General features: G+C 37.9%; 16 protein-coding genes and 1 tRNA gene. 10 read left to right on the top strand and 7 right to left on the bottom strand.

The genetic code is table 11. From position 1 onward, the window contains the following. Window positions 1–13: 13 nt before the first annotated feature. Together EKM93_RS07455 and brnQ are read left to right on the top strand one after the other, a co-directional pair. A complete protein-coding gene (locus EKM93_RS07455; protein WP_125714554.1) occupies window positions 14–1,003 on the top strand; it encodes a hypothetical protein in 990 nt (329 codons plus the stop codon). 75 nt (window positions 1,004–1,078) lie between these two features. Beyond that, window positions 1,079–2,434: a branched-chain amino acid transport system II carrier protein gene (brnQ, locus tag EKM93_RS07460; RefSeq protein ID WP_125714555.1), complete on the top strand. Its 1,356-nt coding sequence runs from the start codon at window positions 1,079–1,081 to the stop codon at window positions 2,432–2,434. A gap of 48 nt (window positions 2,435–2,482) precedes the next feature. Here brnQ and EKM93_RS07465 read toward each other — a convergent pair whose 3' ends face one another. Then, window positions 2,483–2,839: a hypothetical protein gene (locus EKM93_RS07465; RefSeq protein ID WP_125714556.1), complete on the bottom strand. Its 357-nt coding sequence runs from the start codon at window positions 2,837–2,839 to the stop codon at window positions 2,483–2,485. 208 nt (window positions 2,840–3,047) lie between these two features. On the opposite strand from EKM93_RS07465, the gene EKM93_RS07470 reads away from it, so the two are divergent. From EKM93_RS07470 to EKM93_RS07485, 4 genes are all read left to right on the top strand, one after another. After that, the gene (locus tag EKM93_RS07470) at window positions 3,048–3,281 is read left to right on the top strand and encodes a DUF2187 domain-containing protein (protein ID WP_125714558.1); all 234 of its coding nucleotides are present in this window, start codon (window positions 3,048–3,050) and stop codon (window positions 3,279–3,281) included. A gap of 409 nt (window positions 3,282–3,690) precedes the next feature. After that, window positions 3,691–4,881 (top strand): phosphopentomutase, encoded by a 1,191-nt coding sequence (locus EKM93_RS07475; RefSeq protein WP_125714560.1) that lies wholly within the window; start codon window positions 3,691–3,693, stop codon window positions 4,879–4,881. 14 nt (window positions 4,882–4,895) lie between these two features. After that, a complete protein-coding gene (locus EKM93_RS07480; RefSeq protein ID WP_125714562.1) occupies window positions 4,896–6,197 on the top strand; it encodes a pyrimidine-nucleoside phosphorylase in 1,302 nt (433 codons plus the stop codon). Between the two features lie 125 nt (window positions 6,198–6,322). Beyond that, window positions 6,323–7,357 carry a branched-chain amino acid aminotransferase gene (locus EKM93_RS07485; RefSeq protein WP_125714564.1) on the top strand — a complete coding sequence of 345 codons (1,035 nt, stop codon included), beginning with the start codon at window positions 6,323–6,325 and terminating at the stop codon, window positions 7,355–7,357. A 91-nt stretch (window positions 7,358–7,448) separates the two neighbouring features. Here the strand turns inward: EKM93_RS07485 and EKM93_RS07490 are convergent, their stop codons facing one another. Then, window positions 7,449–8,099 (bottom strand): metal-dependent transcriptional regulator, encoded by a 651-nt coding sequence (locus EKM93_RS07490; protein ID WP_125714566.1) that lies wholly within the window; start codon window positions 8,097–8,099, stop codon window positions 7,449–7,451. 128 nt (window positions 8,100–8,227) lie between these two features. Here EKM93_RS07490 and EKM93_RS07495 point away from each other — a divergent pair, with 128 nt between their 5' ends. Then, the gene (locus EKM93_RS07495; RefSeq protein ID WP_125714567.1) at window positions 8,228–8,830 is read left to right on the top strand and encodes a histidine phosphatase family protein; all 603 of its coding nucleotides are present in this window, start codon (window positions 8,228–8,230) and stop codon (window positions 8,828–8,830) included. A 45-nt stretch (window positions 8,831–8,875) separates the two neighbouring features. Continuing rightward, window positions 8,876–8,948 (top strand) — tRNA-Thr (locus EKM93_RS07500). A gap of 274 nt (window positions 8,949–9,222) precedes the next feature. On the opposite strand, the gene EKM93_RS07505 is transcribed toward EKM93_RS07500, so the two are convergent. The 4 genes from EKM93_RS07505 to EKM93_RS07520 all read right to left on the bottom strand — a co-directional run bounded on the left by EKM93_RS07505 (window position 9,223) and on the right by EKM93_RS07520 (window position 11,615). Continuing rightward, the gene (locus EKM93_RS07505) at window positions 9,223–9,564 is read right to left on the bottom strand and encodes a helix-turn-helix domain-containing protein (protein WP_125714568.1); all 342 of its coding nucleotides are present in this window, start codon (window positions 9,562–9,564) and stop codon (window positions 9,223–9,225) included. A 581-nt stretch (window positions 9,565–10,145) separates the two neighbouring features. Next, complete coding sequence (locus tag EKM93_RS07510; RefSeq protein ID WP_125714569.1) at window positions 10,146–10,835, bottom strand: hypothetical protein; 690 nt, start codon at window positions 10,833–10,835, stop codon at window positions 10,146–10,148. Between the two features lie 127 nt (window positions 10,836–10,962). After that, window positions 10,963–11,304 carry an ImmA/IrrE family metallo-endopeptidase gene (locus EKM93_RS07515; RefSeq protein ID WP_125714571.1) on the bottom strand — a complete coding sequence of 114 codons (342 nt, stop codon included), beginning with the start codon at window positions 11,302–11,304 and terminating at the stop codon, window positions 10,963–10,965. Beyond that, entirely contained in the window at window positions 11,301–11,615 is a 315-nt protein-coding gene (locus tag EKM93_RS07520) for a helix-turn-helix domain-containing protein (RefSeq protein ID WP_125714573.1), read from the bottom strand. The genes EKM93_RS07515 and EKM93_RS07520 overlap by 4 nt, the downstream gene beginning before the upstream one ends. A 684-nt stretch (window positions 11,616–12,299) precedes the next feature. Here EKM93_RS07520 and EKM93_RS07525 point away from each other — a divergent pair. After that, the gene (locus tag EKM93_RS07525) at window positions 12,300–13,964 is read left to right on the top strand and encodes an aryl-sulfate sulfotransferase (RefSeq protein WP_164507031.1); all 1,665 of its coding nucleotides are present in this window, start codon (window positions 12,300–12,302) and stop codon (window positions 13,962–13,964) included. Window positions 13,965–14,063: 99 nt separating this feature from the next. Here the strand turns inward: EKM93_RS07525 and EKM93_RS07530 are convergent, their stop codons facing one another. Continuing rightward, a complete protein-coding gene (locus tag EKM93_RS07530; protein ID WP_125714575.1) occupies window positions 14,064–14,924 on the bottom strand; it encodes an NmrA family NAD(P)-binding protein in 861 nt (286 codons plus the stop codon). Between the two features lie 294 nt (window positions 14,925–15,218). Here EKM93_RS07530 and EKM93_RS07535 point away from each other — a divergent pair, with 294 nt between their 5' ends. Then, entirely contained in the window at window positions 15,219–16,262 is a 1,044-nt protein-coding gene (locus tag EKM93_RS07535) for a phosphate/phosphite/phosphonate ABC transporter substrate-binding protein (RefSeq protein ID WP_125714577.1), read from the top strand. Window positions 16,263–16,266 lie beyond the last annotated feature (4 nt).

Here is a 16,266-nt window from a genome sequence, read left to right on the forward strand (position 1 = left end):
GTGGTGCAATTTTTTGAGTAAGGTAATAAAAAAGCTAGTTAAGATAGCTGGTATTTTGATTGTTGGTGTGGTTATTTTAGGCGTCGTTTATAAAGGTACAGCCTTAGTGAAACGTCATTATGAGCAACAGCGCATCAATAATATGTATACATCTTTAAAAGAAACCGGCCGGTTAAGAATCGGTAAACATCGTTATGTTTATTTAACAGATTATGGTCAGCAGCAGTTACAAACGGATATGTCGTTTAAAGATAGTAAGAAAAAAGCAGCAACCGCCTATGTTGTTGATCAAACGCGACAGGTTACTTATGATTATGTGTCTCAACTGACGTTACCGAAAACGGTAAAAAAAGGCACTGTTTTAGCTTTAACAGCACCTTTTGGCGTGACGCATTCAGCAGATCTGCAATTGAACTTGCTGGCTGGAACTTCAGATGAAGTGCGGTACAAAGATGCTAATATTAGCTTACCAGCGAAGCATAATAAGAAGGATAAAAAACTAAATATTATTTTAGGTTATAACGTTGATAAAAAAGGTGATTTAATCATTGATACGCCAGACTTAGCCGCTAATGCTGGGCAAAAGATTACCTATGAACTTCAAAATCAGCTGCTGCGTAGTGGTTCATTTAAGAAAAAAGACTTTCGTAAGTTAAGCAAAACACCAAATATTAATTTACCGCTGAGTTGGTTAAACAAGCATACGATTACCGCTGGTTTTAAGACTTCTAAAAAGCAGACAGCACCTAAAATTAAGTATCAAGCAACCATTGATGGCCAAAAGGTTACGATTCCAGCACCTGAAATTACTTTAAAGAAAGTTAAGGCTTTTGAAAAAGATTGGCGGGTAACTTTTAAATTAGATGCCAAAACAAAAACAAAACTAGCCCAATCAAAATCTAAACGTTTGAAAATTACAGCAGCCTATTATGGTACCTCTGTAGATTCTTATTATTACGCAGGTAATGATTTGTCAGGCTTATATGAATATCACAAAAAATAAAATCAACGAGGCTAGGTCAGAGGTTAACTTTTGACTTGGCCTCTTTCCATTGAAATTCAAAATAAAGAGGTCGTTATGACAAAAAAATTAACATTAAAAAATAAAATATTTGTAGGTACGATGTTGTTTGGAATGTTTTTTGGTGCCGGTAATTTAATTTTTCCAGTTTACATGGGCCAACAGGCTGGTCGCAACATTTGGCCAGCAGTTATCGGTTTTTTGATTACCGGGATTGGGCTGCCATTATTAGGGGTAGCGGCCATTGGTATTAGCCGTAGTGATGGGGTATTTGACTTAGCCAAAAAGGTTGGCCGACCTTACGCTTACTTTTTTACAATTTTACTCTATTTGATTATTGGACCATTTTTTGCGTTACCTAGATTAGCCACAACCTCTTTTCAAATTGGGATTGAACCTTTTGTTCCCAAAGGTCAGCAGACCTTAGTATTAGCCATTTTCAGTGTGGTTTTTTATTTACTGGCTTGGTGGTTTTGCCGTAAGCCTTCTAAAATCATGATGTACATTGGTAAATTTTTAACACCACTATTTTTAATTTTCTTAACGATTTTTGTCTTAGTCGCGCTGTTTAAACCTATGGGTGGCTTAGACCATAGCGTGCAGACTGGGTACCAAGCAGCGCCGTTGTTAAGCGGTTTTACAGAAGGTTACAATACAATGGATGCCTTGGCTGCTTTAGCCTTTGGGATTACGGTGGTTAATGTGATTCGGCAGTTAGGGGTCACTGATCCAGCCCAAATTGCAAAAGGCACTTTGAGTTCAGGCATTTTGAGTGTGATTTTGATGGGTATTATTTATACGTTGATGACAGTTGTGGGCACAATGAGCCTGGCAAAATTTCCAGTGGCCGCAAATGGTGGGATTGTTCTGGCGGAAACGGCGAATTACTATTTTCATAATCTAGGCAGTTTATTTTTGGCAGCGATTGTCATTTTAGCTTGTTTAAAAACGGCGATTGGTCTGATTACTTCTTTTGGGGAAGCTTTTTCAGACTTATTTCCAAGCTGGTCTTATCAGGTGATCGTGGTAGTTGCCAGTATTTTGCCAATGATTTTTGCTAATGTGGGTTTAACCAAAATTATTAGCTATGCGACACCGGTTTTGTTTTTCATTTATCCATTAGCAATGACTTTGATTATTAGTGGTCTTTTAGCCTCAGCATTGCATATTACAAATACTTGGTTTTATCGGCTGCCAGTAATTTTTACAATTATTCCGGCAATTTTGGACGGGTTAAAAAATGCCCCTAAAGTATTAACGGATCATAACTTTGTTCAGCAATTACTGCATTTACGGGGGTTGTTGCCGTTAGCAACTTATGGTTTATCTTGGATTTTACCGGCAGTAATTGCCTTTGTACTTGGCTTTATCTTCTGTCGACGGACAAATTCAAAAAACGAAATTAAGTCATAAAAAATACCTTTAGATCAAATTTGGGTTTTGGTCTAAAGGTATTTTTGTTTACGACAAGGCTTCCGCAGTGTCGATAGTCGCTTCTTTTTGTGACAACCATTGGTTCCATGAACCGACTGTTAGGCGGCCGTCAGGATTGTACGTTTGATGAATTTCCATAAGTAATTGATAAAATTCAGGATAGCGGTTTTCTAATAAGCGGGCTACTAGGTCATCGTGTTTGAAGTTGCGGTTTGTTAAAATAAAATGATTGATCGATACGATAATTGCGTCGTGATCTTGATTTACAATTACATCCAGATTACCGAGCTTAAAAAGATCTAAGTAAAAAGTAATGAATGCTCTGGTGGCGTTTTTTTGCGCGTCGTCAGACAGCTGATTAATTGTCAAAGACAGTTCAGCCATTTTCTCACCCCATTATTATTATTATCACTTTAATGGTAGTGCCAATTTTGGGAGATTGCAAGTAAATATAGCCGAAACTACATATCTTAACACAGATCGACTAAGAAATGTGGATAAAAATTAAATAAAAATATTTTAAAAACGATATTGATTATATCACTTAAACATATTATAGTAATAGCACTACACAAAATGTTAGGTGATGGATATGAAAAAAGAAGCAGTCGTTTTAGGGCAACATTATCAATGTGCAGTTAAAGAAGATATGGAAGCACCTTTTGTTGGTCAAGTGGATAAACTCTATGAAAATTCCGCTTTGCTGACAATCGTTGAATATAATTCAAAAAAAGATAAAGCTAATGTTGAAGAATTAAATCATCGGATTGTTGTCAACTTTAAACAATTTATTAAAGAAACAAAAGTTAAGGATGCTGTTAAATAGGTTAACTGCCACAGTTTAGTTTTTGTAAGAGGTGATCAGGTCAAAATTTTGACTTGGTTGCCTTTTTATTTTTGAATTTCATAATTCTAGGTTAGTGCTCACGTTTTTCCCGCCCTAGTTCTCGCTCTGATTTAAACGCGTTCCAAAAGACTGATTTTTACATATAACTACGCCTTGTTGCTAGTCGCAGGCGACTACCTGCCAAGTCTAGGTTATATTGCAAAATCAAACCGTCTTTTGTCACGCTCTGATTTAAACGCGTTCACCAACACTGATTTCTACGCTTAGCTACGTCTAACTTGTAAGCAAAGTACGCTCACGGCGTTAGTCTAGGCTATGCTCGAAATCAACCCGTGTTGGTTCACGCTCTGTTTTTGTTATAATAAGGTGGTCAGAAAGAGGGGGTTCTATGTATCAGTATCAGCGGATTTTTACAATTGTATTAGACTCGGTGGGGACGGGTTCTGCGCCGGATGCGGTGGCTTTTAACGATGTTGGCGCCGATACTTTGGGACATGTGGCTTCGGCTTTTGATGGTGCGCTAAAGCTGCCAAATTTACAAAAGCTGGGGTTAGCTAATTTACGAACAGCGCCAATTTTAGGGATTCCAGCGGTGCAACGGCCTTTGGGCTATTTTGGAACGATGACAGAAATTTCAGCAGGTAAAGACAGTATGGATGGCCACTGGGAAATGATGGGGTTACCCGTACAGCAGCCTTTGGATTATTTCCCGAATGGCTTTCCTGAGGTGCTTTTGACAAAAATTGCAACTTTTGCGCAACGGAAAATTGTTGGTAATTGTCCAGCGTCTGGCACGGAAATTATAAAAACCTGGGGACAGCATCAGTTAGCAACCGGTGATTTAATTATTTATACGTCTGGAGATTCGGTACTACAGATTGCAGCGCATGAAGCAGTTATTCCAGTATCAGAACTCTATCGAATTTGTACTTATGCCAGAAGTCTGTTGAATGGGCCGACGTATACGGTGGGGCGCGTGATTGCGCGGCCATATGTAGGCACTGGACCAGATGATTTCACGAGAACAGCTGCGCGCCGAGATTTTGCTTTAAAACCAACAGGCCCTACTGTGTTGGACAAATTGCAAGCGGCCGGGCTAAAGACAATCGGAATTGGTAAGATTAAGGATATTTTTTCTGGGCAAGGCTTAACACAAACCTACCATAATGAAAGCAACACAGATGGTATGGGCCATTTAGCACAAGTAGTAACACAAGATTTTACAGGCTTTTGTTTTGTGAACTTAGTCGATTTTGATGCAATGTATGGCCATCGACGCGACCCCCTAGGTTTTGGGCACGCCTTAATGACCTTTGACCAACAGTTGGGCACAGTATTACCAAACTTGCGGCCAACAGATCTGCTGCTGATTACAGCCGATCATGGAAATGACCCGACTTATCGTGGGACAGATCACACCCGGGAACAAGTGCCGCTATTGGCGTATAGTCCAAGTATGACGGCGTTCGACAGCCTAGGTCAACGGACAAGTTTTGCAGATCTTGGCGCAAGTATTTTAGAAAACTTTGCACTGCCAGCAATGGCTTTTGGCCAAAGTTTTTTGACAAAACTAAAGTAAAGGGAGTTTTTTAAATGCGCATGGTGGATATAATCGAGCAAAAACGTAATGGTGGCGTTTTAAATGAAGCTCAATTGGCGTTTTTTATTGACGGTGTCGTGGATGGTTCTATTCCGGACTATCAAATCAGCGCCCTGTTGATGGCGATTTATTTTCAAGGGATGACACCGGCAGAACGCACCTTACTGACAACAAAAATGACGGCTTCTGGTGAGCAGTTAGATTTAAGTGAAATCCCTGGTATTAAAGTAGATAAGCATTCTACAGGTGGTGTGGGGGATAAGGTGAGTTTGCCATTGGCGGCAATGGTAGCAGCTACCGGTATTCCGGTGCCTATGATTTCTGGTCGTGGCTTGGGACACACCGGGGGGACTTTGGATAAATTAGAAGCGATTCCGGGGTATCAAGTGACGTTAAGTGATACAGATTTTATAAATCAAGTGGCTCAAGAAAACTTGGCGATCATTGGTGCCACAGGAGCCATCGCACCAGCAGATAAAAAAATTTATGCTTTGCGGGATGTTACAGCAACAGTGGATTCGATACCTTTGATTGCCAGTTCAATTATGAGTAAAAAAATTGCTTCTGGGACCGATGCATTAGTCATTGATGTTAAAACCGGTGCCGGGGCATTTATGAAAACTTTACCTGAAGCTAAAGATTTAGCGCAAGCTTTAGTTAGTATCGGCAAAGGGGCTGGCATGCATTGTGTTGCTGTAATTTCAGATATGTCACAACCTTTGGGGTATCAAATCGGTAATGCCTTAGAGGTTCAAGAATCGATTGACTTATTAAAGGGACACGGACCTGAAGATTTATTGAAGTTAGTTTTGACTTTAGGCAGTTATATGGTAGTTTTAGGCCGTAAAGCGCCGGATTTAGCCGCTGCCCGGAAGTTACTTGAAGCAACCATCACCTCGGGTTCTGCCTTGGCGCGATTTAGAGCTTTGATCAAAGCCCAAGGCGGGGATGAGCGGGTGATTGAAGACTATACTTTAATGCCACAAGCCAAATATCATACAACCATTACCGCGCAGCGGAGAGGCTTCATTGCAAAATTAACAGCAGATAAGTTTGGGATTGCCAGTATGATGTTGGGTGGCGGTCGACAAAAAGCGGGTGAGCAATTAGATCATGGCGTCGGTTTGACACTACACAAAAAAGTTGGGGCCAAAGTTGAAGTCGGGGATCCGATTGTCACAATTCACAGTAATCAGCCCCAAGTAACGGCGGTTGCGTCGTTATTACAGGCAAACATTGAAATTTCAGATGTGGTAACGCCACCAACTATGATTTATCAAGTAATTGACGATTAATAAATAACAGAAAAATGAAATAAAATCAAATTATATTCTAATAAATTAGAATATAATTAAAAATACAGTAGCATTTATTCATAATTTGCGTTATTATAGTAGAAAATTACAAGGGGGAATTACTCATGGCAGTAAAAGCTTCAGAGATTGATTGGAATAATCTAGGATTTGACTATATGGACTTACCTTATCGTTATATTGCGCATTATCGTAATGGACAATGGGAAAAAGGTCAGTTAACAGAAGATTCAACCTTACATATGAATGAAGGCTCACCGATTTTACATTATGGGCAAGGGGCATTTGAAGGTTTAAAAGCTTATCGCACAAAGGATGGCTCGATTCAACTTTTCAGACCCGATCGTAATGCTAAACGGCTACATGATTCTGCTGAACGCGTTTTAATGCCACCTTACCCAGAAGCTGACTTTATTGCGGCTGCAAAACAAGTTGTTGCTGCCAATAAGGAATTTGTGCCACCTTATGGCACTGGGGCAACATTGTATTTGCGGCCATTGTTAATTGGGGTCGGTCCTAATATTGGGGTTAAACCTGCCGATGAATATATTTTTACAATTTTTGTAATGCCAGTGGGGCCTTACTTCAAAGGTGGCTTAACACCAACAAACTTTATTGTTATGGATTATGACCGAGCTGCACACAAAGGGACAGGCCAAAGTAAAGTCGGCGGTAACTATGCTGCCAGCTTAAAGGCCGGCCAATATGCCCATGAACATGGTTTCAGTGACGCTATTTACTTGGATCCAATTCAACATGAATATTTTGAAGAAGTTGGTTCAGCAAACTTCTTTGGGATTACAAAAGATGGTAAGCGATTCTTAACACCAAAATCACCTTCTATTTTGCCAAGTATTACAAAATATTCATTATTATATTTGGCCAAAGATCGTCTTGGTTTGGAAACTGAAGAAACACAAATTTCTATCCACGATTTAGATCAATTCTCAGAAGCTGGTGCCTGTGGGACAGCAGCCGTAATCTCACCAATTGGCGGGATTCAATATAACGATGATTTCCATGTCTTTTATAGTGAAACTGAAACTGGCCCCGTTACAAAACGGCTTTATGATGAATTGACGGGTATTCAATTCGGGGATGTAAAAGCACCTGAAGGCTGGATTTATAAAGTAGAAGACTAGTTGACCGGCCACGATCAATAGAATCTTTAAATAAACCGAATAAAAGCCCTGAGATTTTTGAAATCTCAGGGCTTTTATAATCACTTGATGTTTATTTTGGTGGTGACATAAAGATATAAGTAGCGGCTTTAACCCCTATTTGAAGCTTATCTTTACCATTTTTTAGAACTTGAATAGGGCCTTCAAATGGTTCATGTTGGAGTACTTTAAGTTCATCCCCTAAGTTCAAGTGTAAGTCAGCGAAATAAGTTAAAAATTCATGGTTATCAATAACACGCTGAATTTTAGCAGTTTGCCCATCGGCTAAGTCTGATAAAATGACAGTGTCATCATTTGCTTCAGAACAATTATCTGGTATAATACCGCCGTGAGGGCAACGTTTAGGATAGTCTAAAAATTTATTCAATCGACCGGTTAAATCATCGTTAGTCGCATGTTCCAAAGTATCCGCTGCAGAATGAACTTCACGGATGGGGTAGCCTAATTTATGCACTAGGAAAACTTCCCAAATACGATGCTTCTTAACCAAGTCTTGGGCAAGTTGACGGCCTTCTTTAGTTAAGGTTATTTCGTTGTAAGGGGTATGTTCCACTAATTTATCCTTAGTTAAAGAAGCCAACATCTCACTAACAGAAGGTGCGCTAACACCCATGATATCCGCAATATTCTTGTTATTAATTTTGCGATGATCATATTCTAATTCAAAGATAATTTTTAAATAATTCTCTTTACTAGGTGACATAGTCGGATCCTTTCGTGTTCATAATGAAGTCAGGTAAGTACAATAATTATAAACTTAAAAAGTTAGTTTTGAAAGCATTAAATTAAAATTTAGGCAAAAAAAATATAAAGATTAGGGAGGTTTAATAAATGAAAATTACAATGATTCGGCATGGACAGACCGATTACAACCAGCGACGGCTTGTACAGGGCGGTCGTACAGACATTTCACTGAACGAAACCGGACGGCAGCAAGCACAAAAATTAGCCGCGCAATTTGACCCCAAAATTTATGATCAAATCATAGTAAGCCCAATGACGCGTGCCATGGAAACCGCCGAAATTCTGACAGGGTATCAAGACTGTAAAACGGATGAACGGCTGCGTGAAATTGACTTCGGCAACTGGGAGGGGGAGTCTGTGATGGCGTTACAAAAAACCTGCCCCGGCTGCTTTGATCGACAGACAAAATTAATTTTGCCAGATTATGCACCAGTAGCCAATGGCGAAACTTTTGAAGCTGCTAGAGCCAGGACCTTTGCATTAGTGACGGACACCTTTGCAGCTTGGCCAGAAGGCAATATTTTATTGATCTGCCATGGGACAATCATTCGCTGTTTGATGGCAGAAGTCATGCATATTGCACAAGTACAGCAATTGGGACAAGTCGCTAATGTTAGTTTAACGCAATTGACCATTAATAACCTAATTACTGGGGATGTTCGATTAGACTTTTATAATAGAACAGTTTAGCGCTTGTCAATGATATTAAAATTCGGTATAATTATGCTTACTGATGCCGCTTTAGCTCAGCAGGTAGAGCATCACCATGGTAAGGTGGGGGTCGCCGGTTCAAATCCGGCAAGCGGCTTATGAAGCTGTTTCTAAAAAAATCCTAAAAAAATAAAAACCGTTGGAAATCTTGATAAATAAGGATTCTAACGGTTTTTTATTTTATTATAAAACTCTATAAAAAGCTATATTATTAAAACTTTGCCCACAAAGTGCCCACATATTGTGGACAATACAATTACCAACAATGCAACGAAAAGTTATAAAGTTCTTATTTATATTTTTTAAACGAATAATATACCGTTATTTTATCCTAGTTGTTCCAATGCTCTTATCTTTTTTTTGTATCTCATTCATTTTCCACCGTCCAAAATCCGTCGAATCATTTCTAATTCTTCTGGCGGGATGGGCTTTCCGCCCCACGCCATAATCACCTCACCATTTTTAAGGCTATCCTTTAAGTCGATTTTTTTTGGAGCTGTACCTGTATTTTTTTCGGGGCGGTCTGTATCGCCTAGCAGGTAGTCAATCGATACATCTAAAACATCTGCTACTTTCTGCAAACTATTTGTGGTGGGTTTTTTTGTACTCCACCGATAAATGCTATTTTTACCTATTCCCGCTTTTTCAGCTACTTTTTGCAAAGACCAGCCACGATTTTTTGATATTTTTTTAACCCGGTCTAACGTTGTCATATCAACACCCCATCAGATTTTAGCGACATATTTTTATCATATATGCTATTTTTGTATTTAAATTCTATCATTTATGGTAGACAATAAAGCCATCAAGTAATTAAGCAACAAAAAACAAGTGATTATCGGCTTCTTTTAAATAGTGCGTGTGGATAATATGCCTATTTAACGATTATTTGGTATGACTTTATTTTATCACGTGTGGTAGATGAGTCAATGAATTACGCAATAAATAACTAGGGAGATGATAAAAAATGACAGAAGAAAAATTGCATGAAAGCGTAGCTGAGATCCAACAGCGGCTTATGAAGCTATTTCTAAAAAAATCCTAAAAAAATAAAAACCGTTAGAAACTTTGATGAATAAGGATTCTAATGGCTTTTTATTTTATTATAAAACTCTATATTATTAAAACTTTGCCCACAAAATACCTATAATTTTTATCGTTTATATATTTGTGATAAATAAAATGTTATAAATAGAACGGCGTTTGCCTTTGGAATCTACGTAGCGTACACGATATTACCACGTCCCGCCTCGCTTTTCAATATCAGCCACGGACTTATCCCCCTTAAAAGTGGTTACATAGGTATTTCAAAAAACGATTCTCCGCCAACAATGGTATCTTTAAATTCTACGCTAACTTTAGTAATGTCACTCACGTTTTCGGGCATAACAGCCCAAACAGTCGAATCGCTGGACTTACCCTCAGTTACTTCATTTTGACCATCTTGCGCGTTCGTCAATTGCCCCGCTTTGCCATTTTGATCATACACTGTTAAATATTGTGAGTTGGCTAAAAATGGTTCTTCCAATCCATAATTTTTATAAGTGTATTTAATTTGCAATATTTTGTTTTTGTCTAGTCCTTTAAAAGCACCTTCTTCGTAATCCATTTGTTCCGTTGCAAACTGATTCCAATTTTGACCAACTTCGTCAATGGTGATACTATACATTTTTTCGGTGCCATTTTTGGCAAGGATATATTCTTCCCCCAAACCCAAAGCTTCATGTTTTTTATTAGTCTTTTTACTACTGCTGCTAGAACTAGTTGTTTCTGTGGTAGTAGTTTCGGTTGTTTCTTTAGTCTCTAACCTAGATTTGTAATATTCAGTTTCCGTCATTTGATCTCCCAAAGTGACAAATAATATCCCGGAAACCGCTATCATTACCAAGAATAACCAAAACCAAACTACTTTATAAAACGGCTTTTTGCTCTTTCTCATTTTCCAATCCCCCATAAATATGATAAAATTATTTTGACGAATCATATTTATGACTTGCTATATCTCATTACCGTGGGATATAGCTTTTTAATTTGCCTAAATATTTATAAATGTTTTGCACCACCTCCTTTGTTAATCGGACGGGAATAGCCAACTGCTTCATAATTGTGTACTAATTAATATCCTCTAAATTTTCACAGCTGTAAAAATTTTTAAAATATATAGGTAGTAAAATTCGTAGCCCTGCGTTATCAGCGTTATCCTCAATATTTGAGTGGGAGGCGGGGGTGGCATAATACAAAACGCCGCTGTCATCATTTAAAACGTGCCCGATTTCGTGGGCAATCATTAGTGGTAGCTCTTTTGGATTGTGCCAATCTAGATTGATAACGATTATTCGGCTTTCACAATCAGCCATGGATGGTGTAGTGGGTTGTAGATCCCTAGTTAGCACATAACCAACATCATGATCAAAAGCAAATCGCAAGAGGCCATTAATTAGGCTTGTCATCATTTTTTAGCACCTCGCAGCAAACGCTTTATGATTTCTAAGTCGTCTGGTGGTATTGGCTTACCCTCAAACGTCATAAGCACATGATCGTCTTCAATATCAATTATTTTGGGATTATCAGCATTTTCTATTCCCAACAATTCATCAGATGAGACTTTTAACACTTTAGCAACGGCTTTGATTCTGGTAATGCTTGGATCCCTTTTTTTCCACGCATAAATGCTGTTAATTCCCAACCCCGCTTTTCTTGCAACGTCTTGCAAACTCATGCCTCTTTTTTCAGCAGCTTCTTTTGTCTTGTCAAATATTGTCATATCAACAATCCCCTTCAATGTGACAAATCACTTTACTTTATAAAATAAAAATACGTTGACATTATTACTGTATAGGGTTATATTTAATTCATCAAGTAATTAAGCAATAAAAAACAAGCCCGTTTACATTGTTGTTTTGACGATAAACCGGTATAAGTACCTGTGTTAAAGGCTTATTTAATATACCTTAATTTTACTTTATTGAGTAAAATAAGTCAATAAATTACGCAATAAATAATTGGGAGTGATGAAAAATGACATGATAAAAATTACACGAAAGTGTAAATGAAATCCAACAGCGGCTTATGAAGCTGTTTCTAAAAAAAAATCCTAAAAAAAAATAAAAACCGTTGGAAACCTATAGTATAACGTACCTGTATTGATACGTAAAAAGTTATATTTAACTTTTTTGATTTTGTGTTAGAGTTATCTTAGACCTCTTTCTTGGTCTATCTTTACTACATTGCCCACCCGTGCACGGGTAGGCTTTTTTTGTTACCGCATAAGCTTTAGCGGCTTGTAATATAAAGCCACCTAAAGCGACGATAATCAACGTAATATTCACGTTGCCTACATATTCATTAATAATGAGACTGGCCCTTCAAAACTTCTTCACAATTTATTTGTAATATTATCATAAGATTAAATTATGATTATAAAAAAAGGAAAAAGGTGTGATGGATTTTGAAGAGAAAGTTACCGCTGGCTGCTTTATTGTTAGCCTGTTTGGCGGTTGTGACAGTGGCCTGCAGCAACAATAGTACAAGTAGTAGTGATAAAGATGAAGGCGTTTTAACGACGGCACAAATCAAGAAGAATATTGGTTCTAAGCTGATTACTACCCGTGAAAAGGCACAAAGCACTTTAACAAAAAAGTACCAAAAAATTGTTAAAGACAGTGACTACACATTGGATAAGCCCTATATAAAAGTGAATCCATATGAAACATCCCCGTTAACCGCCCTTGTCATCTTTCAAACGAGCCAGGCTGCCAAAATTACATATACAGTTGCTGGTGAAAGTGATGGTACCAGCATTACAAATACAGTAAATGGTGATTACAGCACAACGCACCAAGTACCCGTTGTAGGCTTGTATGCCGATAAAACAAACACTGTGACCTTGAATATAACGTATCAAGATGGTACAACGGCCACAAAGGAAATTTCTGTAAAGACCGGTGCCCTACCTAAATACATTAAGAGTGCCAAAGTTACAGTAACTGAGAATGATAAAAACAAAATGGATATTGGCAACAATAAGTTAACGATTATTAATCGAACAACTAAAGAACCTTTTGCAGTGGATGCTGACGGTAACGTACGTTGGTATTTAACCGACTATTCACAGCATACAATTGAACAAATTTCAAACGGGCACATGCTCGTTTTAACAAAGAAAAAAGTGAGCTCTAGTTTGTACAATGATTTAATTGAAACCGACGTATTGGGACGCGTCTATAAAGAATACAGCTTTAAAGGGACGACACAGTCTAACGACAGTGGTAATTCTAAAGATGAAACAACTGTGATTCACCATGACCTTGTGGAATTACCGAACCAAGATATTTTAGCAACAGTAAATGACGGCTCTAAGTATAAAGAAGACGTCATGGTGCAAATTTCTCATAAAACAGGGAAGGTTGTTAAAGTAATTGATCTAAAGAAAATCTTACCTGAATCAATGTATACAAGTTACAAAGCCGGTTCAGATGATAAAGTAGATTGGTTCCATCAAAATTCAGTGGATTATGATGCTTCGGATAACTCAATTATGATTTCCGGTCGAAATCAAGATATGATCATGAAGTTGGATTATAAGACGAATGAGATAAAATGGATTTATAGTGGTAAAGCCAAAGCGACTTGGCCTAAGAAGTATCGAGATAAGATTTTAACCCCAACTAAGGGCACTACCATTACTGGTGGACAGCATGGCTTGTACTTATTATCCAAGACAGGTGATACCGAAAATGTTATTTTGTATGATAACAATATTGCCGTCACTAACGGCGATGAAAAGACATCCGGTAAATATTCACAGGCTGTCGAATATCAAATCAACACCAAGACTATGACGATTGACCAAGTCTGGGCTTATGGTAAGGATTTGGGTAAAACAAACTTCACAAGTATTATTGGTTATGCAGAACGGGAAACCAATGGGAATACATTAGTAGATTTTGGTTTTAAAAATAATGGTAAAGTCAGCAATATTATTGAAGTAGACAGTACCGGTGCCCAGGTCTTTAATATTACGATCAAAAATGCAGCAGCCAAAGCTTATGCTTATCGGGCTTATCGCGTACCATTTTATTCAGAAAACTATAAGTTTGATGTAAACGACTAAGCAACAATAGCTTATAATTAATGGTTCGTATTAAAAAATAAATAAAGCGGCTAGATCAAAATTCAATTTGACCTAGCCGCTTTATTTGTGTGGTTGCCGTTAAGCGTGATAGTTTGTTTTTAAAAAAGCGGCCATATCCTGGGGTTCATGGCCAGTGATCGTTTCAAATGCAGTACTAGTTTGGGCTAACAAACCCATTTCACCTGCCCGATACATAGAAGCTAGTTCTTGGCCATCACCTTCGGCAGCATAAATTTCAGCAAATTCAGCATTTGTTACCGGGGCATAACCAATTTTGTGTCCAGTTGCTTCAGTCATCAGCGCGCCTAATGTCGGCATCGTATAGTTTTGAGTTTGAGAAAGCAGATAACTTTGACCATCCTGATTTAAAGTCGGTTGTGTCGCTAATTTTGCAATAGCTTCAGCGCTGTCCGCGTAGCTAATGAAGCTAAGGGCTTGATCACCGACAGGGTAAATTAGATTTTGCCGTTGGATGAGTTCTGGTAAATAAGGAATTAGTGGATCTGCATAAAGCGAATTTTTTAAAATAGCATATTTGAAGCCAGAACTTGCCAAACGTCGAGGTAAGTAACCATAAAAAGCAGACATCGTGAAGGGATTATCTTCTTGATCGGCAAAAAAGCTAACTGCAATAATATGGGAGACGGCTGCTTGTTTCATAGCCGCAAGAATATTTTCAAGTTCAGTCACCCGATCTAAAACACTGTAAGTCTTACTAGGAATATAAACTAAAGTGTCTGTACCTTGTAATGCTTGAGCCAATTTGTCAGGCTGCAAATAATCAATGGCAACCACATCAACACCTTTATCAACTAAGCTTTGTGCTTTGCTAGGGGTATGTACAGCTGCTCGGAGTTCGTTAGGTACAACAAGTTTTAACATGTTTGCCATCACTAATGTACCTAGATGTCCAGTGGCGCCAGTAATTGTATAAGTCATAAAATAGCCTACTTTCTTTTCCTGTGATTTATTAAGTAACTACATACTACATGATTTTTATTTTAATATCAATCATAAAATCAAAAAAATTGATTTGGACATTTACAATTGAAAAATCTAGATTGTGATTGATATATCAGGATTTGTTTAACAAGGTTAATGGAATATTGAAAATTTTCAGAAAAATGGTACTAAAATTAGACATTCTTTTTACACGAACTAGGTCATCCCTTTACAATCCTTTGTTAATCTGAAAATGTTCAAAAAAAGAGAAAGAAAGTTGGATATATTTTCATGAAAAAAGGACGTTTCGTAACAGCATTATTGGGGTTAACACTGCTGACATTTGGGATTGTAACTGGTTGTTCTAATCAAAGCTCAGCAAGTAGTTCAGATAGTAATAAATCATCAGATAAAATTACCGTTGTTTTTTATCCAAGCGAATCAGCTAAAGTTTTGACAACATCACGGGATGAATTAAAGAAACAAATCCATGAAGCAACAGGAAAACAAGTTGATATTCAAACAACGACTGACTATAATGTTGCGATTGAAGCTATTTCTTCTGGTAAGGCACAATTGGCCTTTATGGGCGCTGACGGCTATATCCAAGCCCATGCACGTAATAAAAAAGTATTGCCAATGATGATTCAATCTGGTGAAAAAGGGACAAAAGAAGGGGCTAGTTACCGCTCTTACTTGATGGTGCCTAAAGATAAAGCAGATGAGTATAAGAAGAACGGAGAATATTCAATTGACAAAGTTAAAGGGTCAAGAATTTCTTTTGTTTCTGCAACATCAACTTCTGGTTTTGCGGTACCAACTGATGAAATCCAAAAGCATTTCAAATTAAAAAATAAAGATGACTTATCCGAAGGCGGCAAGTTCTTTAGTAAAGTCTTATACGGCACATCACATCCTGGCTCCGCTGTGAACCTACTAAAAGGTGATGTAGATGTGGCAGCGTTCGATGATATTGATTTGGAACCATTTATGAAAGTTTCTGAAGGTTCATATGATAAGGTCGGTTCAACTTTTGTTGTTAAAGATAATGCTGAAGCACCATTCACTGATTTCCATGGCAAAGAAGTTGTCGATATTTCTGTGTTACCAGTTCAAAACGGGCCATTAGTTGCCAATACAGCGACATTGAGTGAAAAAGATCGTAAAGCTGTCTTGGAACGTTTCACTTCTTCAAAAGTTAGTGATAATCCTAAATTATTAGGTAAAGAAGATGCTAAAACAGCTACTTTGTGGAAAAAGACAACAGATCAAACGAAATTGATTGCTGTAGACGATGCTTGGTATCAACCGACTCACGAATTAATTGGTAAGTAAGGGG

It is taken from the genome of Agrilactobacillus yilanensis (assembly GCF_003946725.1).
In the GTDB taxonomy this organism is placed as follows: domain Bacteria; phylum Bacillota; class Bacilli; order Lactobacillales; family Lactobacillaceae; genus Agrilactobacillus; species Agrilactobacillus yilanensis.